The 19,938-nt window shown below is 53.9% G+C and carries 13 protein-coding genes; 8 read left to right on the forward strand and 5 right to left on the reverse strand.

What is annotated here, in order from left to right:
• Positions 1-52 precede the first annotated feature (52 nt).
• The 4 genes from EDC52_RS08590 to pncB form a co-directional block, all read right to left on the reverse strand.
• Complete coding sequence (locus EDC52_RS08590; protein ID WP_131864918.1) at positions 53-1,243, reverse strand: amino acid aminotransferase; 1,191 nt, start codon at positions 1,241-1,243, stop codon at positions 53-55.
• 219 nt (positions 1,244-1,462) lie between these two features.
• The gene (gene ompF, locus EDC52_RS08595) at positions 1,463-2,548 is read right to left on the reverse strand and encodes a porin OmpF (RefSeq protein ID WP_329955550.1); all 1,086 of its coding nucleotides are present in this window, start codon (positions 2,546-2,548) and stop codon (positions 1,463-1,465) included.
• A 300-nt stretch (positions 2,549-2,848) separates the two neighbouring features.
• Complete coding sequence (asnS, locus tag EDC52_RS08605; protein WP_131864920.1) at positions 2,849-4,249, reverse strand: asparagine--tRNA ligase; 1,401 nt, start codon at positions 4,247-4,249, stop codon at positions 2,849-2,851.
• 402 nt (positions 4,250-4,651) lie between these two features.
• On the reverse strand, positions 4,652-5,857 hold the full coding sequence (pncB, locus tag EDC52_RS08610; RefSeq protein WP_131864921.1) for a nicotinate phosphoribosyltransferase: 1,206 nt from the start codon (positions 5,855-5,857) through the stop codon (positions 4,652-4,654).
• A 308-nt stretch (positions 5,858-6,165) separates the two neighbouring features.
• Between pncB and pepN the strand changes: the two genes are divergently transcribed.
• The 3 genes from pepN to EDC52_RS08625 all read left to right on the forward strand — a co-directional run bounded on the left by pepN (position 6,166) and on the right by EDC52_RS08625 (position 10,730).
• The gene (gene pepN / locus EDC52_RS08615; RefSeq protein ID WP_131864922.1) at positions 6,166-8,784 is read left to right on the forward strand and encodes an aminopeptidase N; all 2,619 of its coding nucleotides are present in this window, start codon (positions 6,166-6,168) and stop codon (positions 8,782-8,784) included.
• Between the two features lie 235 nt (positions 8,785-9,019).
• Positions 9,020-10,030, forward strand: coding sequence for a quinone-dependent dihydroorotate dehydrogenase (gene pyrD / locus EDC52_RS08620; protein WP_131864923.1), 1,011 nt, complete (start codon positions 9,020-9,022; stop codon positions 10,028-10,030).
• A gap of 151 nt (positions 10,031-10,181) precedes the next feature.
• Positions 10,182-10,730: a cell division protein ZapC gene (locus EDC52_RS08625; RefSeq protein ID WP_131864924.1), complete on the forward strand. Its 549-nt coding sequence runs from the start codon at positions 10,182-10,184 to the stop codon at positions 10,728-10,730.
• A gap of 142 nt (positions 10,731-10,872) precedes the next feature.
• Here the strand turns inward: EDC52_RS08625 and EDC52_RS08630 are convergent, their stop codons facing one another.
• Complete coding sequence (locus EDC52_RS08630; protein ID WP_131864925.1) at positions 10,873-11,976, reverse strand: YcbX family protein; 1,104 nt, start codon at positions 11,974-11,976, stop codon at positions 10,873-10,875.
• 99 nt (positions 11,977-12,075) lie between these two features.
• Here EDC52_RS08630 and rlmKL point away from each other — a divergent pair, with 99 nt between their 5' ends.
• The 5 genes from rlmKL (at position 12,076) to pqiC (ending at position 19,680) form a co-directional block, all read left to right on the forward strand.
• On the forward strand, positions 12,076-14,202 hold the full coding sequence (rlmKL, locus tag EDC52_RS08635; RefSeq protein ID WP_131864926.1) for a bifunctional 23S rRNA (guanine(2069)-N(7))-methyltransferase RlmK/23S rRNA (guanine(2445)-N(2))-methyltransferase RlmL: 2,127 nt from the start codon (positions 12,076-12,078) through the stop codon (positions 14,200-14,202).
• Between the two features lie 9 nt (positions 14,203-14,211).
• Positions 14,212-16,137 (forward strand): ABC transporter ATP-binding protein, encoded by a 1,926-nt coding sequence (locus tag EDC52_RS08640; RefSeq protein ID WP_131864927.1) that lies wholly within the window; start codon positions 14,212-14,214, stop codon positions 16,135-16,137.
• Positions 16,138-16,212: 75 nt separating this feature from the next.
• On the forward strand, positions 16,213-17,487 hold the full coding sequence (pqiA, locus tag EDC52_RS08645; RefSeq protein WP_131864928.1) for a membrane integrity-associated transporter subunit PqiA: 1,275 nt from the start codon (positions 16,213-16,215) through the stop codon (positions 17,485-17,487).
• Positions 17,474-19,114, forward strand: coding sequence for an intermembrane transport protein PqiB (pqiB, locus tag EDC52_RS08650; protein WP_131864929.1), 1,641 nt, complete (start codon positions 17,474-17,476; stop codon positions 19,112-19,114). Before pqiA ends, pqiB begins: the two co-directional genes overlap by 14 nt.
• A complete protein-coding gene (gene pqiC, locus EDC52_RS08655) occupies positions 19,114-19,680 on the forward strand; it encodes a membrane integrity-associated transporter subunit PqiC (RefSeq protein ID WP_131864930.1) in 567 nt (188 codons plus the stop codon). Before pqiB ends, pqiC begins: the two co-directional genes overlap by 1 nt.
• The last annotated feature ends 258 nt before the right edge of the window (positions 19,681-19,938 follow it).

Here is a 19,938-nt window from a genome sequence, read left to right on the forward strand (position 1 = left end):
CTGCCGGCATCGGCGGCTGCCGATGCCTTGTGTTGGGATTTACTTACCGCGATTACAAAACTGCGACTATGGCTTCACAAAGCGGAGCCATGTTATCAGGCGTCATCCCCGCCACATTAATCCGCCCTGAACTGACCGCATAAACGGCGAAGTCATCACGCAGTCTTTGCACCTGCTCCTTGCTCAGCCCGCTGAATGAAAACATGCCGTTCTGCTGATTGATGAAACTGAAATCCACCGTAGCGCCTTTATCCTGCAGGGTGCTGACGAACAGTTGACGCATCCGCTGGATACGCTGGCGCATTTCGGTAAGCTCCTGCTCCCAGACAGCCCGCAACGCCGGATTACCCAGAATAGTCGCCACAATGGCCGCGCCGTGGGAGGGAGGATTGGAGTAGTTGGCTCTGATGCTGTATTTGAGCTGGCTGAAGGCATGCTCAGCCGCCTCGGCATCAGCTGCGACCAGCGTACAGGCGCCGACACGCTCGTTATAGAGGCCGAAGTTTTTGGAAAATGAACTGGCCACAATCAATTCAGCATGGTTTTCAGTGAAGATGCGCAGACCCAGCGCGTCTTCTTCCAGACCCCGGGCAAATCCCTGATAGGCGAAATCAAACAGTGGTAACCAGCCGTTCTCCTTCGACAGGGCGGCCAGTTCACGCCATTGGGCTTCGGTAGGATCGATGCCCGTCGGGTTATGGCAACATCCGTGAAACAGCACCACATCACCTGCAGCGGCTTGTTGAAGGCTTGCCAGCATACCATCGAAGTCCAGGGCGTGCGTCTGGGCGTTGTAATAGCGGTACTCGCTGACCTCCATGCCGACGGCGTTGAATATATTACGGTGATTCGGCCAGCTGGGATTGCTCACCCATACTCGGCGCACAGCGGTATTTTTGACCAGAAAATCGGCTGCGACCCGAAGCCCACCGGTGCCGCCAGGCGTTTGGGCGGTGCGCGCCCGATGGCTGCTGATAAGCGTGCTGTCGGAGCCGAACAGCAGTTCCTGGGTGCAAAGGGCGAAGGCCGGCAGTCCATCAATACCCAGATAATTTTTGGTATTTTCGTTATCCAGCAAATATTGTTCGGCTTTCTTTACACTGGTCAACACCGGCGTGTTGCCGGTTTCGTCCTTGTAGACGCCAATGCCCAGGTTGATTTTATTGAGCCGTTTGTCTGCACGAAAAATGTCAAGCAGGCCAAGGATGGGATCGGCAGGGGCCTGGGTAATATGTTCAAACATGGGTAGGGATTCCGAATGGTAAAATTTAGCAGTCCGTGCTGTCAGGTTAACGCCAGAAGGGGGTGATTGCCAACCGTTTGCTCTGAAAAAAAAGCGAATTGCGAGGGGGTAGTCAGAATGGGAAAAATAATGTGAAGAAAAAAAAGGCAGGGGATTAACCCTGCCTTGATTGCCTATACTTTCAGATAAACGACGCTGCCGTCGTTTTGCTGCTGCAGATTAGAACTGGTAAACCAGGCCAACTGCAACGGTATCATCGCTAGGCACACCCAGTGGGTTGTCGCCATCAATCTGGTTGATCACGTAGTCAACATAGGTGGACATGTTTTTGTTGAAGTAGTAAGTGGCGCCGATATCAAAGTATTTGATAAGATCAGCATCACCCACGCCTTCGACATCCTTAGCTTTGGACTGTACGTAGCCCAGAGACGGACGCAGACCGAAGTCGAACTGATATTGAGCCACTAATTCAATGATCTGGGTTTTGTTGGCAAAACCGCTAACGCCATTGTTTTCATTAGTGAAATAGGTAGCATTACGGGTTTGACCGTAAGTGGCTGCCAGGTAGACGTTGTTAGCGTCATATTTCAGGCCGGTCGCCCACTGTTCGGCACGGTCACCATTGCCATAGAACGCGGCTTCCTGGCTGTCGGTACGGTCAGAGCTGCCGTAAGCACCGACAATTGCTACGCCGATCGGTGAAGTGTAGCTGGTAGAAATGCCGTAGCCATCGCCGTTGGAACGACGGATGAGGTCACGGTCGTTTTTGCCTTGGTATTGAACGGCGAAATCCCATCCATCAACCAGGCCAAAGAAGTTGGTATTACGGTATGTTGCAACGCCGGTAGTACGGCCAACCAGGAAGTTATCGGTGTAAGCTGAGTCGCCACCGAATTCTGGCAGCATATCGGTCCAGGCCAGAGCGTCATAAACAACGCCATAGTTACGGCCGTAATCAAATGAACCGGCATCGCCGAATTTCAGACCCGCAAAGCCCAGACGGGTTTTGTTACCGTTGTTGGCATCGCTGCCTTCAGAGTTGTTAGCGTTGAACTGGTATTCCCACTGGCCGTAACCGGTCAGTTGGTCAGTAATTTGAGTTTCGCCTTTGAAGCCCAGACGAGCGTAGCTTTGGTCACCGTCACCCGCGAAGCTGTCGTCACCATGGGAGAAGTAGTGCAGACCTACAGCTTTACCATAGATGTCCAGCTTGTTGCCGTCTTTGTTGTATACTTCGGCCGCGTTTACCGCGCCTGCAGCCAATAAGGCCGGAATTACCACTGCAAGAAGATTGCGCTTCATCATTGTTACTACCCTCATTGGTGTTATTCGGACACCCGCCACTGCCGCAAATTATTTCTTACGAAACATTATTGATAGTTTGGTGTCTTCCTGTGTCTGCACGCAGTGTTCCATTCGTAGAACCGTTAATCCACACCGAATATGCTACAAAGGTCGCAATAACGTTTCAGAAGGAAAGAGTGTGTAACAATATGTAAATTTAAGGGAACTTTGTGAGAGAACTCAAACTTTGAAAACAACAAAAGCCAGCAAAGCTGGCCTTTATCGTTATATATATGTTTTTCTTATATTTAATGCCGAAATTTAGAAATTGGCGTTGCGCGGACTTCTTGGGAAGGGTATTACATCACGGATATTTTGCATTCCTGTGACATATACCACTAAACGTTCAAATCCGAGCCCAAAGCCTGAGTGGGGAACGGTGCCGTAACGGCGCAAATCACGATACCACCAATAATCGTCTTTGTTCAAACCCATTGCCAGCATGCGCTCATCCAGCTTGTCAAGACGCTCCTCACGCTGGGAGCCGCCGATGATTTCGCCAATACCTGGCGCTAGCACGTCCATGGCTGCCACGGTTTTACCGTCATCGTTCATGCGCATGTAGAACGCTTTGATATCTTTGGGATAGTTTTTGACCACCACCGGTGCTTTAAAGTGCTTTTCCGCCAGATAGCGCTCATGTTCGGATGAAAGATCCACGCCCCAGGCCACATTATTTTCAAATTTTTGTCCAGATGCCAGTAGAATCTCCACAGCTTCGGTGTAATCGACCTGGGCAAAATCGGCAGAGACGAAATGCTCCAGCCGACTGATGGCTTCCTTATCGATGCGTTCAGCAAAGAACTTCATATCATCCGGACGTTCTGCCAGCACGGCTTTAAACACATACTTCAGCAGCGCTTCAGCAAAGGCGGCCGCGTCATCAAGATCGGCAAAGGCAATCTCCGGCTCCATCATCCAGAATTCGGCCAAATGACGGGTAGTGTTTGAGTTTTCAGCGCGGAACGTCGGGCCAAAGGTATATACCTTTGACAGCGCACAGGCATAGGTTTCCGCATTGAGCTGTCCGGACACCGTCAGAAAAGCTTCTTTGCCGAAGAAATCCTGTTCGAAATTAACCCTGCCGGCGGCATCCCGCGGCAGGTTTTCAAGATCCAGCGTCGAAACACGGAACATTTCACCGGCGCCTTCGGTATCCGAAGCGGTAATCAACGGGGTGGATACCCAGAAAAAACCCTGCTCATCCATAAAGCGATGAATGGCCTGGGCCAGGGTATGCCGTACCCGGGTGACCGCACCGATCATATTGGTGCGGGCGCGCAGATGAGCTACCTCGCGCAGATATTCAACGCTATGGCGTTTGGCCGCCATCGGATAGGTATCGGGATCATCCACCCAGCCCAGCACCTTCACAGCAGCAGCCTGGATCTCGAAGCGCTGGCCGCCGCCCTGCGATTCTACCACTCGCCCGGTCACCGATACTGAGCAGCCGGTAGTCAGATGTAAAACTTCATCCTGGTAATTAGGCAAGGTATTATTTATGACGGCCTGTAATGGATCGAAGCAGGAACCGTCATAGACGGCAAGAAAGGAAATCCCGGCTTTAGAATCCCTACGGGTACGCACCCAACCATGAACAGTGACTTCACTGTCAGCCGGCATGCGCCCTTGCAGTACGTCGACTACAGGCACTACGCTCATAAAATACTCTCTTCATTCAGTTTGTTGTGGGATGAAATGACACTGCCCAGCGGCCAGTGCTGATATGTTACTTGGCGATGGAAAGGACACAAGCAAAAATCGTGATTTTGTGCGGGATTTTGGCCTGCAGGCAACAATCACGGATTTGTGTGGGATGTCAGCCGGCAAACAGCGCTGTTGATACTCTGCTATCAGTAGCGCCATGGGCTGCGCTCTGATGGCGGTGGCCAATCGGCTTGGTTGAGCAACTTTAACGTTCACTGTCAACCGCCGCAGGGAAGCAGTAACCGTAGCGAGCAACTGCCGCAGGTAAGCAGTAACGTCGCTGAAGGCCGCAGCCGGGAAACGCCGCCTGGCCTGCTCGATTGCTGAGGGAGGGTCGCGATCAGTAAAATGTGCCCATTAGCTGGCTTTTTTAATAAGCGGTAAATCAAAAGCTTTACGCAGGGCGCGGACAAAGGCTTTATCCTGACAAATGGTTTTACCCGGACTGTCGGATAATTTGGCCACCGGCTTGCCGTTGCACTCTACCAGTTTTATCACGATATTGAGCGGTTTAACCGCCGGAATATCGCAGGTCAGCCGCGTACCGATGCCAAAAACCAGATTAACGCGTTGTGAAAAGTGGCGGTACAGCGCCAACGCCTTGCTGAAATCCAGGCTATCCGAAAACACCAGCGTCCGGCTCATCGGGTCGATACCCATTTTCTGGTAATGGGCGATAGCCTTTTCGCCCCAGGTGACCGGATCACCTGAATCATGGCGCAATCCCTGATAGCGTGAGGCAAAATCAACGCCGAAGTCCCGTAAAAAAGCATCCATGGTGATGCAATCGGTCAGGGCGATACCGAGCAAATCAGGATATTCATCCAGCCAGGACTGCAGTGCCGCCCGTTGGCTATTGGCCAGCACCGGGCTTATCTGCTGGTGCGCCTGGAACCACTCATGGGCCTGGGTGCCCACCGGTGGCAAGGATAGGCGCCGGGCAAGAGCGTAGTTGCTGGTGCCGATCAAATAGGGAAATTCACCTTTGAGGCAGGTAACCACCTGCTCGTGAATTTCGCGGGAAAAACGGCGCCGGGTACCAAAATCCATCAGTTTGAACCGGCTGAGATCCACATCCTGGCTGTCCTGACGGAATCGGCTCAGCGTCTCATGCAGTCGATCGACCGCCATATCGGTAGTCACCCCCGGTGAGCGCTGCCGATGTACCACTTCGCTTATGACCGCCAGCAACGGTACTTCCCATAAAATCACCTCAAGCCAAGAGCCGGTAATACGGATATCCAGTTTCCCCAGATGGTTGGTCACGGTAATCTGACGGGGATCAAAGCGATACTGACGCAGCCAGTCAAGGTAGTCCTGTTGGAAAAAGGGCAGGCCGGCCAGGAACGCATATTCCTGTGGAGACAGTGCCAAATCACGCATCATTTCAATCTGAGCGCGGATAAGCGGAGCATAGTCACCCAGCAGTTCGTCGCCACGGCAGCGGAACTGGGCGCTGACGGTAACATCCTGGTAACGATGAAAAACCGCTTGCTGCATATGGAGTTTATAAGCATCCGTATCGAGCAGCGACGTTAAAATCGGAACAGTGGCTAAATTCATGGTGCGTTACAGCATCCTTAAACTGGGCACTCTCTCAGTCGGATAGTCGGTGTATCGCCTGAGGACTGCCAGAATTATCCGGTATGTATCCCGACATCAGAACATAGCCTGAGTGATAACGTCGAGGATAAACGTGCCGTTTTCAGCTGACAGTATATGATAAAAACCACCTTTGCCGAGCGTGTTTAGTATTTTTAACCTTCATTCTGCCCAATTTAAGCGGCTGACCCGGCTTAACAATGGCAACATGACCTTAACAGGAATAGACTTAACCGCAGCAAATCCATGATGATGTGAAAAGGGTGATTATGACTCAACAGCCGCAAGCCAAATACCGCCGTGATTACCGGGCGCCGGACTACCAGATTACCGATATCAGCCTGGACTTCAGTCTTGACGCTGAAAATACCACTGTAACCGCTGTGAGCCGCGTCCTGCTCCAGGGAGAACCCGGTGCCGCACTGGTGCTGGATGGTGAAGACCTGCAGTTACAGCAACTGCTGGTGAACGGAGCCGAATGGCCTCATTATCATCTGCATGAGGGCAGCCTCAGCATCGAGCAGTTGCCGGCCTCATTTACCCTGACGGTGGTGACGCTGATTCATCCGGCGCAGAATACCGCCCTGGAAGGCCTGTATCGTTCCGGCGACGCGCTGTGCACTCAGTGCGAGGCTGAAGGCTTCAGACATATCACATATTATCTTGACCGTCCTGATGTCCTGGCTCGGTTCACCACCCGCATTGTCGCCGATAAAGCCCGTTATCCGTTCTTGCTGTCCAATGGCAATCGTCAGGATTCGGGCGAAACCGACGATGGTCGTCACTGGGTGGTCTGGCAGGATCCGTTTCCAAAACCATGCTACCTGTTTGCATTGGTCGCGGGCGATTTTGACCTGCTAAAAGACAGCTTTACCACTCGGTCGGGGCGTGAGGTCGCGCTGGAACTGTTCGTTGACCGGGGTAACCTGGATCGCGCCGACTGGGCAATGGAATCTCTCAAGCGCTCGATGCGCTGGGACGAAACCCGCTTCGGGCTGGAGTACGACCTCGACATCTATATGATTGTGGCGGTGGACTTCTTCAATATGGGCGCCATGGAAAATAAGGGGCTCAATGTATTCAATTCAAAATTTGTGCTGGCCCGGGCGGCAACCGCGACCGATGCCGATTATCTGAATATAGAACGGGTCATTGGCCACGAATACTTCCATAATTGGACCGGCAATCGCATTACCTGCCGCGACTGGTTCCAACTGAGCCTGAAGGAGGGATTGACGGTATTCCGCGATCAGGAGTTCAGTTCAGATGTCGGATCTCGCCCAGTCAATCGCATTGCCAATGCGCGCACCATGCGAGCGTCCCAGTTCGCTGAGGACGCCAGCCCGATGGCCCATCCGATTCGTCCTGAGAAAGTCATAGAGATGAATAACTTCTACACCCTGACGGTGTATGAAAAAGGGTCGGAAGTGATACGGATGATGCATACCCTGCTGGGCGAAGACAAATTTCAGGCCGGCATCCGGCTTTATGTCGAACGTCACGACGGCAGCGCTGCCACCTGCGAAGATTTTGTCCAGGCGATGGAGCAGGCATCCGGGGTAGATTTAACGCTTTTCCGTCGCTGGTACAGCCAGTCGGGCACGCCGGTGCTGTCGGTGCGTGATGATTATAATGCCGAACTGCAGCAGTATTCCCTGCACGTGAGCCAGATGACGCCGCCTACCGCCGACCAGACGGAAAAACTGCCGCTGCACATTCCGCTGGATATTGAGCTTTATGACGATGAAGGTCGGGTGATGCCACTGACACGCCATGGCGAGCCAGTCAATCACGTGCTGGATGTCACCGAGTCAGTGCAGACCTTTATCTTCGATAATGTGCCTTCGCTGCCGATCCCGTCGTTACTGCGGGAGTTTTCAGCGCCAGTCAAACTGGATTATCCCTACAGCGATCAGCAATTGACCGGGCTGATGCGTTTTGCCAGCAATGATTTTTCTCGCTGGGATGCCGCTCAAAGCCTGCTGTCGATTTACATTCGGCTTAATGTCGCCCGCTTCAGCCAGAACCAGCCATTAACGCTGCCGCTGCATGTGGCTGACGCGTTCCGCGGCATTTTGCTGGATCCGGACCTGGACCCGGCACTGGCGGCTGAAATACTGACGCTGCCTGGCGAGAACGAAATGGCCGGCCTGTTCGATGTTATCGATCCGGCGGCTATTCACGCCGTGCATCAGGCTCTGGTGCGCTGCCTGGCTACCGAACTGGCGGATGAACTGCTGGCGGTGTATTTTGCCCACCAGACCCCTCAATACCGCATCGACCACCAGGACATCGGTAAGCGCGCCCTGCGCAATCGCTGCCTGTATTATCTGGCGTTCGGTGATGTGACCCAGGCGGTGAAGCTGACCAGCCGCCAGTATCACCAGGCAGATAATATGACCGATACCCTGGCGGCGATGTCGGCGGCGGTCGCGGCCCAGCTGCCTTGTCAGGCAACCCTGCTGGCCGAGTTTGATGAACGCTGGCACCATGATGGCTTGGTAATGGATAAATGGTTTGCACTGCAGGCAGGCGCGCCGGCCGCCGATGTCCTGGACAACGTGAAGTCATTACTGACCCATCGCTCATTCAGCCTGGGAAATCCCAACCGGGTTAGAGCGCTGATTGGCACATTTTCCGCCTCTAACCCGGCGGCGTTTCATGCCAGCGACGGCAGTGGTTATCGATTCTTGACTGAAATGCTGGTGGAATTGAACACCCGTAACCCGCAGGTGGCCTCGCGACTGATTGAACCGCTGATTCGTCTGAAACGTTATGACCAACAGCGCCAGGCGCTGATGGGCCAGTCTCTTGAGACGCTGAAGGCTCTGCCGAAGCTGTCGGGCGATTTATATGAAAAAATAGCCAAGGCGCTCAACGCCAACTGATCGGTAATACCCGTATCAAGGCAATTGAACCGGGCGTGGCGCCCACGCCCGGTTCACCAAGCGGGAAACGGTAAGCACGCCGGCGCACTCAGTCTTGATCTTGAAGGACTGCAGGGTAACCGGCCCTTATCCCTCCCGGCGGGTTATTACTCTTTTTTGTTGCTGGTCAATTCCCTTTTACCAACCGATGCCGGATAATACCGCCCCGTTTGCCATCGGGATTCCAGGAGAAGACATGCTATACCCCCTCGTTAAAAAGGCGCTGTTCCAGCTTTCGCCGGAACGGGCTCATGAATTGACCTTTCAGCAGTTGCGGCGTATCAGCGGTACCCCCCTTGAATTTTTGGTGAAACAGTCGGTACCGACCAAGGCGGTCACCTGCATGGGGCTGACTTTCAACAATCCCCTCGGTCTTGCAGCCGGCCTGGATAAAGACGGTGACTGCATTGATGCACTCGGGGCGATGGGTTTCGGTTTTATTGAAGTCGGCACCGTAACGCCTCGTCCCCAGCCTGGAAATGATAAACCCCGATTGTTCCGCCTGGTCGAAGCTGAAGGGCTGATTAACCGGATGGGATTTAATAATCTGGGGGTGGATAACCTGGTTGAGAATGTCAAAAGGTCACGTTTTGGTGGCGTCCTCGGGATCAATATCGGGAAAAATAAAGACACCCCGGTCGAGCAGGGTAAAGATGATTACCTTATCTGCATGGAAAAGGTTTATCCCTATGCCGGATATATAGCGATAAATATCTCATCACCCAATACCGCTGGTTTGCGCGCTCTGCAATTTGGCGAAGCGCTGGATGATTTATTGCTGGCTATAAAAAATAAACAGTTGGAGCTACAGGCCTATCACCATAAATATGTGCCGGTGGCAGTGAAAATAGCGCCGGATATGAGCGAGGAAGAATTGGTCAACGTTGCTGACAGTCTGGTCCGGCATAATATCGATGGCGTTATCGCCACCAATACAACGACAGGGAGAGATTTGGTTCAGGGCCTTAAGCACTGTAACCAGACCGGTGGGCTGAGCGGTAGGCCGCTGCAGTCGCGCAGCACGGAAGTTATTCACCGGTTGTCTCGGGAATTAAACGGAAAATTACCGATAATCGGCGTTGGTGGTATTGATTCAATGATTGCTGCCCGAGAGAAAATGGCGGCCGGCGCTTCGCTTATCCAGATCTATTCCGGCTTTATTTATCATGGGCCGCGTCTCATCAAAGATATAATTACACATATTTAAGCGTTTTTAGCTGATTATTGGGTCCAAGGGGTTTATTTCTCGCTTGGGCTCGTTTATCTTTTCATCATAGCTTAATTTTCGGCCGCCCAATATGCCCGGTCGGATATCTGACATAGCCCCAAGCGATTGGGAAGTGATGAAAAGGATCGAAATGAATATCACCCCAGGCGATAATTGGCATTGGTTTTTTGACGATGAGCATGATCGAATGATGCTTGATCTGGCGGACGGGATGATATTCCGCTCAAGGTTTTGCGCCAAAATGCTGACTCCCGACGCTTTTGTCAGCAGCATATTTTGTGTCGATGATGCCTCGCTCTATTATCGGTTTGCCGAAAAATGCCGTGCACTACCGCTGAATACTTCCCAACAGGCTGAACTGGTGTTGAATGCGTTGGTCGCACTGCGCTTTCTCAAGCCGCTGATGCCCAAAAGCTGGCATTTCAAGCCTCAGCCTACGGCGCTGGACTGGCATCCTTCTCCCGGCGACGATGTACAGGTCTGTGTCGGCGACAGCGGCGACTATGCCCGCATGCTGGTGGCGGAGTCAGGCGCCCATGCCAGCCTGTGTATTCTGGCTCAGCCCCAACTGATATTGGCCGGGCGGAAAATGTCGCTGGGGGATGCAATCAAAATCATGCATGACCGGCTGCTGCCCTATCCTCAGCATCAAAGCCAGCACTACGCCACTGCAGTCTGATCGGAAAACCCAGGCCCGATAATGAGCGCGCCTTTGCGGCGCAGCATCATTGCCTGGGGGGCATTGGCAGCATCATTGCCTGGGCTGGCATTGAATGTCAGCGGCGGTGAGAGCAGGCGGTTATCCCGGCATCCCATCCCGATCAGCCGATCCGAATATCGCCTTTAGGAATACAGCTGCAGGCCAGTATCTTGCCATTGCCCGCCACTGCACTGGCGGTCAGCGGCAGCACTTCACCTGCCACTAGCTGAACCTTGCAACTGCCGCAGATACCTGCTCGGCAAGAGTAGGGCAGCTTGATGCCCTGCATTTCCAACTGCTCCAGAAGAATATGCTGGTTATTGCCGGTAAAAATCCGGCCCTGATAGTCGATAGCCAGGGCTTTTTCAGCCGCCCGGCTCACCGGCGGTGGTGGACTGACCTGGACCTGATGATAGCGGCGGGGCGTCTGGGTTTCGAGTATTTCCACCTTATCGCCGGCGCGAATTATCCCACTGCTGTGCGCAATAAGATTTTGGCCGAAATCAACGTCGCCGTTAGCGGCGGTACGAAATCCCTGGAGCGTGCTGAGCGGTTCCACGCTCGGGTGCTTATGGCCGCTTTCGACATTGATGGTGGTAAAAATACATCGGCTGCAGGGTTTTACCGCTTCGAATACCACGGATCCGATCCGCAGCGTTTTCCAGCTATCCTCGGCAAAAGGCTCGGTGCCGCTTACCACAATATTGGGCCTGAACTGCGTAAGCGTTATGCCAGCCCCACAGCGGCGTTGTAAATCCAGAAACGAGGCTTCGCTTATCAGCAGAAAAGGATAGCCATCGGCAAAGGTCAACGGTATTGCAGGCAACCGTTTTACTCGGCGGTCGGGTCGCTGGCCGGTCCAGCGCAACTGGACCGCACGGCCAAAATAGCCGCTTAACCAGTTATTGATGGCCTCGGGAGCGATATACGCGGTAAAATGGTTTCCCCAGACTTCGGTTGGTGCGGCAGTGGCGGAAAAATCGCTTAGGCTGACCATGACGCTTTCGCCATCCGGTGCGCTCAGGTGCAGGCCATTTTGTAGGATGACCGGGGTAAACAGAACCAACTGCGGATGCTGTCGCGCAGTAATAAAGGTTCCATCTGTTTCGGTTAACATAAATGCCCGATCATTCGCCAGGCCCTCCGCGTTTACCAGCGCATGAGATACCTGCACACCGCGCATCGATTTAACCGGATGAATATATATACGCGACAAACTGACCATCCTGCCTCCCTGTGATTACTTGCAGGGTCAACTTTATGACAATGGGGTGGGATTGGCTATAATGCGCCACGATTTTCTTTTTTGATGATAAGTGATCCAATGAATGCACTGTTTGCCAGTACGGCACAAGGTTTAGAAGAACTGTTAAAAAGCGAGCTGGAAGCGCTGGGTGCTCACGCCTGTAAAATCGCTTTGGGCGGGGTGCACTTTCAGGCCGACCACCGGCAGCTCTATCAGAGCCTTCTCTGGAGTCGTCTGGCGTCACGCATTTTACTGCCGTTAAATGAATTCGACGTGCAAAGTGATCAGGATTTGTATGATGGCGTCAGTGCGGTCGACTGGCCGGCGCTGTTTGATGTCGGCCGCAGTTTTGCCGTGCACTTCAACGGCACCGATGACGTCATCCGCAACAGCCAGTATGGCGCGCTGAAAGTCAAAGACGCCATCGTCGACCGATTCATCGATAAAATACAGCAGCGCCCGGATGTCGCGCGGCAGGAGCCAGACGTTCGCGTAGTGGTTTTCCTGCATCGCGGCCATGCGGTGCTGTCCCTGGACCTGAGTGGCTCAGGCCTGCACCAGCGTGGTTACCGAGACGGTGCCGGTCAGGCGCCGCTGAAAGAAAACCTGGCGGCGGCCATCGTGCTGCGCTCAGGCTGGCAGCCGGGAACGCCGATGGTTGACCCACTGTGCGGTTCCGGCACCTTGCTGATTGAAGCCGCGCTGATTGCCGCCGACAGCGCTCCTGGACTCAACCGCCATTACTGGGGCTTCACCGCCTGGAGCGGGCACAATGAAGCGCTGTGGCGTGAAGTAGTGCAGGAAGCCCGTGAACGGGCTCGCCAGGGGCTTAAGCAGACCACCTCGCGTTTCTTCGGATCGGACAACGATAGTCGGGTAATCGAAAAGGCCCGGGCCAATGCGCGTCATGCCGGTATTGGCGAATTGATTACTTTTAGCGTAAATGATGTTGCTAATTTAACCAATCCTTTGCCGGAAGGCCCCAAAGGCACCGTCCTGAGTAATCCGCCTTATGGCGAACGGCTGGAAAGCGAGCCGGCGCTGATTGCCATGCACAACGTGATCGGCCGGGTGATGAAAAGTCAGTTCGGCGGCTGGCGGCTATCCTTGTTCAGCGCCTCGCCGGCCTTGCTGAGCGCTTTGCAGCTGCGCGCAGAGCGAACCTTCAAAGCCCGCAACGGACCGCTTGAGTGTGAACAGAAAAACTACCAGCTGGCGGAGCAGCCGGCGGGAAGCCCGGACACCCCGAGAGCTGGCGTAGCGGTGGATTTTGCCAACCGGCTGCGCAAAAATATCCGCAGCCTGGATAAATGGGCAGCCAAGGAACATCTGGATTGCTACCGGCTCTACGATGCGGATTTGCCTGATTACAATGTGGCGATAGATCGCTACAGCTCCTGGGTGGTGATCCAGGAATATGTTGCCCCCAAAACCATTGAACCCGAACGGGCGCGCCAGCGGTTATATGACGTCATTTCCGCCACGCTGGCGGTGCTGGAAATCCCAGCCAGTCAATTGGTGGTCAAGGCTCGCGAACGCCAGAAAGGCAAAAACCAGTACGAAAGACTGGCGCAGAAAGGCGAATATCTGCTGGTGGATGAGTACGATGCGCGCCTGTGGGTCAACTTGACCGACTATCTGGATACCGGGCTGTTCCTGGACCACCGTATCGCCCGTAAAATGCTGGGTGAGATGAGCCGCGGCAAGGATTTCCTCAACCTGTTCGCCTATACCGGCACCGCTAGCGTACATGCCGGTATCGGCGGCGCGCGCAGTACTACCTCGGTAGACATGTCGCGCACCTATCTGGAGTGGGCGGAGAAAAACCTGCGCAGCAATGATCTGATTGGCCGCCAGCATCGCCTGATTCAGGCTGACTGCCTGTCATGGCTGTCGCTGTGCCAGGAAACGTTCGATGTGATTTTCATCGATCCGCCGACCTTCTCGAACTCCAAGCGCATGACGGAGACCTTTGACGTTCAACGCGATCACCTGGCGCTGATGCGGGACCTCAAGCGGTTACTGCGCCCCGGTGGTACCATCATGTTCTCCAATAACAAACGTGGATTCCAGCTGGATGACGATGGGTTAGCCTCTCTGGGTCTGCAGGCGCAGAACATTACCGAACGTACCCGATCGCAGGATTTTGCCCGTAATCGTCATATTCATAATTGCTGGCTGGTAAGCCATGCCAACAAGGATTAACAATATCCCATGTCATTAATAAGCCTTTCCGGCGCCTGGCTTTCTTTCAGCGACGCGCCGTTACTCGATAACACTGAATTGCATATTGAACGCAATGAGCGCGTTTGTCTGGTCGGACGCAACGGCGCCGGCAAATCCACCCTGATGAAAATCCTCAGCCGTGAAGTGCCGCTCGACGATGGCCAGCTGATTTTCGAGCAAGATACCATTGTCGCCCGTTTGCAGCAGGATCCGCCGCGCGACGTCACCGGCAGCGTATTTGATTTCGTGGCTGAAGGGGTCGAAGAGCAGGCCCAGACCCTTAAGGCCTACCATGCGATTTCTCATCTGGTCGAGCAGGATCCGAGCGAGAAAAACCTGATGGAAATGGGGCGACTGCAGGAAATCCTGGATCACCAGAATCTCTGGCACCTTGAAAAACGCATTAATGAGGTCATTGAAGAGCTGGGGTTGTCCGCCGACGCCGAATTGTCGGCCCTTTCCGGCGGCTGGCTGCGTAAAGCCGCCCTGGGGCGCGCACTGGTGTGTGAACCTCAGGTGCTGCTGCTGGATGAGCCTACCAACCACCTCGATATTGAAACCATTGACTGGCTTGAAACCTTTCTAAAAACGTTTCAGGGCAGCATTATCTTTATTTCCCATGACCGTTCGTTTATCCGCAATATGGCGACACGCATCGTCGATCTTGATCGCGGCAAGCTGGTTTCATGGCCGGGTAATTACGATAAATACCTGGAAGGTAAAGAAGAAGAGCTGCGCGTCCAGGAACTGCAGAATGCGGAGTTTGATCGTAAACTGGCCCAGGAGGAAGTGTGGATCCGCCAGGGTATCAAGGCCCGCCGTACCCGTAATGAGGGACGGGTGCGCGCCCTCAAGGCATTACGTCAGGAAAGAACTGAACGGCGCGAGGTCATGGGCAGTGCCAAAATCCAGGTTGAGGAAGCGACCCGGTCGGGCAAGATTGTATTTGAAATGGAAGATGTCACCTTCAGCATGCAGGATAAACTGCTGGTGCGCGACTTCAGCGCCCAGGTGCAGCGCGGCGACAAAATCGCCCTGATCGGTCCTAATGGCTGCGGCAAGACCACACTGCTCAAATTGATGCTCGGCCAGTTGCAGCCGGACAGCGGCAAGGTCCATTGCGGCACCCGGCTGGAAGTGGCTTACTTCGATCAGTATCGCGCCGTACTGGATCCTGACCGCACCGTTATGGACAACCTGGCTGAAGGAAAGCAGGAGGTGATGGTCAACGGTCGTTCTCGTCACGTACTGGGTTACCTGCAGGACTTCCTGTTTCATCCCAAACGCGCCATGACGCCGGTTAAAGCCCTGTCCGGCGGTGAGCGCAATCGCCTGCTGCTGGCGAAACTGTTCCTCAATCCCAGTAATTTACTTATCCTTGATGAACCTACCAACGATCTGGACGTCGAAACGCTTGAACTGTTGGAAGAACTGATTGACAGTTATCAGGGAACGGTACTGCTGGTCAGCCATGATCGTCAGTTTGTTGATAATTCGGTAACCGAATGCTGGATTTTTGAAGGTGAAGGCAAAATCAGCAGTTATGTAGGCGGTTATTTCGACGCCCAGCGCCAGCGTACCCAGACCCGCTCGCTACGGGCAGAGCCTGTTGGGGCCAAACCGGCAACGGCCGCCCCGGCAGCGGCGTCGACCGCATCAACAGCCAAACGCGCCGGCGGTAAACTGAGCTATAACCTCCAGCGTGAACTGGAAACGCTGCCGCTTGAGATCGAAAAAAGGGAGCAGGAAATTGCCGCGTTACAGGCCCGGATGAGCACGCCGGAGTTTTTTACCCAGTCACATGACAAAACCCAGGCTGTGCTGGCGGCAATGACCGCCGCCGAGCAGGCATTGGAACAGGCCTTTGCCCGTTGGGAAGAACTTGAAGCACTGAAAAATAATACGGCAAATTGACGCTGTCCGCCAACCGGGGCTGATTACTGCCTCGGTCAGTGCATGGTGCCGGGAAAGATTAATGAGGAGTTAAGCATGTGTTCTCCTGTCCGACAGCCCAGGCACGTGATTTGCCCGCATTGTGATCTGGTGGTTGGCTTGCCGACGCTTACATCAGGCCAGAAGGGCGTATGTCCCCGTTGCCATAATACGCTGATAAGCCGCTGGGCCGATCCCCGTCGCCAGCCGATGGCTTTTGCGTTCAGTGCGCTGGTGATGCAGTTGCTGGCAAATTTATTCCCGTTCGTGACCATGGAAGTGTCCGGTATCAGTCGTCAGATTACGCTGCCTGAAATACCGCGCATCATGGTTGCGGATCAGTTCTCCAGCCTGGCAACGCTGTTTCTATTATTCGCCCAGTTAATTCCGGCATTATGCATGATCATTATTCTGCTGCTATGCAGCGGAGTCGCTTTGCCGTTTCGCTTGAAAGCCTTCCTGGCCAAAGCCATGTTTGCACTTCGCACCTGGGGAATGGCGGAAATCTTCCTCACCGGGGTGCTGGTCAGCTTCGTCAAGCTGATGGCCTATGGCGATATCGGCATCGGCATCAGCTTTGTCCCTTACTGCTTTTTCTGTTTGCTGCAATTGCGCGCGTTTCAATGCGTGGATGCCCGCTGGCTGTGGGATAACATTACGCCAGCGCTCTCACCGGTAAACACACTCCGAACCGGCATCAGTGCGCTATCCCAGGGGGCCAGGGCCTGCACCTGCTGTACATTGATCCTGCCTGCCGATACCATCGAATGCCCACGCTGCCACACCCGTGAGCGGGCCCGGCGCCACAACAGCCTGCAGTGGACCATGGCGCTGCTGGTGACATCAATGCTGATTTATATCCCCGCCAATGTGCTGCCAATCATGATAACCGAAGCGCTCGGCAGCAAAATAAATTCGACCATCATGTCTGGGGTGATCCTGCTTTGGGAGGATGGATCCATTCCGGTGGCGCTAGTGATATTTATCGCCAGTATCATGGTGCCGTCATTGAAGATGCTGGCGATCGGCTGGCTTTGCTGGGATGCGGGCGGAAGAGGCAAGACCGATCCTGAACGGATGCATATCATCTATGAAATGGTGGAATTTGTCGGCCGTTGGTCAATGATCGACGTATTCGTCATCGCCGTCCTCTCCGGGTTGGTCCGCATCGGGCAACTGATGAACATCACCCCCGGCATAGGCGTCGTGTTATTCGCCATGGTGGTCATTATCACCATGATTGCCGCCAAAACCTTTGACCCTCGTTTGATTTGGGACCGGGCGGAACATAAATTGCAATTGCGGAAGGAGTCTTCCTTTGACGGAAAATAATAACGACGTAGCCAGGGTCGAAAAAATGAAGCGCTGGTCTCCAGTCTGGATTGTTCCGATGGTGACTGTCCTTATCGGCGCGTGGATACTGTATTACCATTACAGTCACCAAGGCAAAGTCGTTACCCTGACGACCACCAGCGCTGAAGGCATCGAAGCGGGCAAAACCACGCTAAAAAGCCGCAACGTGGATGTGGGACTGGTGGAGAGCGTGGTACTCAGTGAAGATCTGCGCCAGGTCGAAATCAAGGCCCGCATCAACAATGGCATGGAAAAACTGCTGCGGCAGGATTCCGCGTTTTGGGTAGTGAAACCTCAAATCGGCCGCGAGGGCGTTTCCGGGCTTGGAACGCTGCTGTCCGGCGCCTATATCCAGCTGCAGCCCGGTTCAAGCAAAGAGGCCTCCTATCAGTTCAAGCTGCTCGATGCTCCGCCGCTGGCCTCACCCGATGCCAAAGGGATCCGGGTGGTGCTGGATAGCGGACAGTCTGGCCAGCTTACGGCCGGCGATCCGGTGCTGTTTCGCGGCTTCAGGGTCGGCACCGTCGAGACCAGCGAGTTCGATCCTGCGCTGCGTAAAATGAATTATCAGCTGTTTATCAATGCGCCTTATCATTCCCTGGTCACCAACAATGTTCGCTTCTGGAAGGACAGCGGCGTAGCGTTGAATATGTCGGCTCAGGGTATGCGGGTCGAAATGGGCTCATTGACCACCTTGTTCAGCGGCGGCGTCAGTTTTGATGTGCCAACCGGCTGGGAAGTAGGCGAAGCCGCCAAAGAGAATCAGCACTATCAGCTGTTCGACAATAAAAATAACATTGCTGATTCGCTTTATACCGCTCATAAGGATTACATTCTGTTCTTCTCCGACTCGGTGAGGGGGCTGCAGGCGGGCGCGCCGGTCGAGTTCCGGGGTATCCGCCTCGGCACGGTAGCGGAAGTGCCATTCCTGACGCAGGAAATCGAGCAGGGCATCGAGCGTGATTTCAAGATCCCGGTACTTATTCGTATTGAGCCGGACAGGTTCGACAGTAAGTTGGGCAACCACTTCAATATTGACCAAAGCATAAAAGATGCTCAGAATCGCGGCCTGCGGGCGGCGTTGAAGAGTGCCAACCTGCTGACCGGCGCGCTGTATGTGGATCTGGACTTTTATCCCCAGCAACAAGCCGAAAAGTCGGACAAGGTTATCAGCGGATATCCGGTGATGCCTACTACTAGCGCCGGTCTGGCGCAGATCCAGCAAAAGCTGATGGCCACCCTTGATAAGGTCAACAATCTGCCGCTGGATCCAATGCTTAATGAGGCCACCAAAACCCTGGCCCAGAGCCAGAAAACCCTTAACGAACTGCAACGTACCTTAAAATCAATTAATCAGATAACCGAAAGCCAGTCGATACAGCAGCTTCCCAAGGATATGCAGCAAACGTTGCGTGAACTCAACAGCAGTATGAAGTCGTTCCAGCCGGGTTCACCCGCTTACAACCATATGGTGGCCGACATGCAGCGTCTGGATCAGGTGCTGCGTGAACTGCAGCCGGTACTGCGTACCTTGAACAATAAGAGCAATGCATTGGTCTTCGAGGCCGAGCCAGGTCAAGATCCTAAGCCGAAGAGGGCAAAATAATGAAAAAATTCCTGCTGGTCGCCCTGCTGGTGTTAACCGCCTGCAGCAGCGAAAGTGAGAAGCAATACTACCAGTTGCCGGCGGGTGAAGGCGTGATCGCCCCGATGAACACCGACCGGGTTACTGCTCAGCGTCACCTGTGGTTGTCGCACATTACCGTATCGGATTACCTGGCCGGTACCGGGCTGGTTTATCAGACCAGCGACGTGCGTTATGTTATGGCCAGTTCAAATTTATGGGCCAGTCCACTGGAGCAACAGCTGCAGCAGACCATGACCGCTACCTTGAGTAAGGCTTTGCCCGGCTGGCTGGTCTCTTCGCAGCAGACTCATACCGGACAGGACAAACTCGAGATGGCGGTTACCGGATTTCACGGTCGCTATGACGGCCAGGTGATAATCCAGGGCGAATGGCTACTGACCCATGATGAGCGGGTGGTCAAACGCCCGTTCCTGCTCACGCTGAAGCAGAATGAGGATGGCTATGATGCACTGGTAAGAAGCTTGGCGCAGGGATGGCAGCAGGTAGGCCTGAATATTGCCAAAGAAGTTTCACTGCTTGAGTAATAACTATTTATTCTAAGGGTGAGCCGTCGGCCTGAAGTGCAGTATATCGTGCTAACCGCCGACGAGCAGCTTCCGAATTTCAACCAGTTAACAGTGCAACTTGTCTGATTAACAGCAATATCTCCCTAAGTTTAGTCAAGCCAAATGACGTTTTTGTGAATCATCGCATTGATTTTCTCCCTCATAATGGCTAATCATAAACAGGGTTCGCAGCAAATGCGGCCCATGCTTCTTTCCACCAGAAAAGAGAGGGAAACA

The organism is Biostraticola tofi (assembly GCF_004343195.1).
Taxonomy (GTDB): domain Bacteria; phylum Pseudomonadota; class Gammaproteobacteria; order Enterobacterales; family Enterobacteriaceae; genus Biostraticola; species Biostraticola tofi.

Coding starts and splice junctions, on each gene's coding strand:
- EDC52_RS08590 (WP_131864918.1), bottom strand. CDS start 1,243: ATGTTTGAACATATTACCCAGGCCCCTGCCGATCCCATCCTTGGCCTG.
- ompF (WP_329955550.1), bottom strand. CDS start 2,548: ATGATGAAGCGCAATCTTCTTGCAGTGGTAATTCCGGCCTTATTGGCT.
- asnS (WP_131864920.1), bottom strand. CDS start 4,249: ATGAGCGTAGTGCCTGTAGTCGACGTACTGCAAGGGCGCATGCCGGCT.
- pncB (WP_131864921.1), bottom strand. CDS start 5,857: ATGAATTTAGCCACTGTTCCGATTTTAACGTCGCTGCTCGATACGGAT.
- pepN (WP_131864922.1), top strand. CDS start 6,166: ATGACTCAACAGCCGCAAGCCAAATACCGCCGTGATTACCGGGCGCCG.
- pyrD (WP_131864923.1), top strand. CDS start 9,020: ATGCTATACCCCCTCGTTAAAAAGGCGCTGTTCCAGCTTTCGCCGGAA.
- EDC52_RS08625 (WP_131864924.1), top strand. CDS start 10,182: ATGAATATCACCCCAGGCGATAATTGGCATTGGTTTTTTGACGATGAG.
- EDC52_RS08630 (WP_131864925.1), bottom strand. CDS start 11,976: ATGGTCAGTTTGTCGCGTATATATATTCATCCGGTTAAATCGATGCGC.
- rlmKL (WP_131864926.1), top strand. CDS start 12,076: ATGAATGCACTGTTTGCCAGTACGGCACAAGGTTTAGAAGAACTGTTA.
- EDC52_RS08640 (WP_131864927.1), top strand. CDS start 14,212: ATGTCATTAATAAGCCTTTCCGGCGCCTGGCTTTCTTTCAGCGACGCG.
- pqiA (WP_131864928.1), top strand. CDS start 16,213: ATGTGTTCTCCTGTCCGACAGCCCAGGCACGTGATTTGCCCGCATTGT.
- pqiC (WP_131864930.1), top strand. CDS start 19,114: ATGAAAAAATTCCTGCTGGTCGCCCTGCTGGTGTTAACCGCCTGCAGC.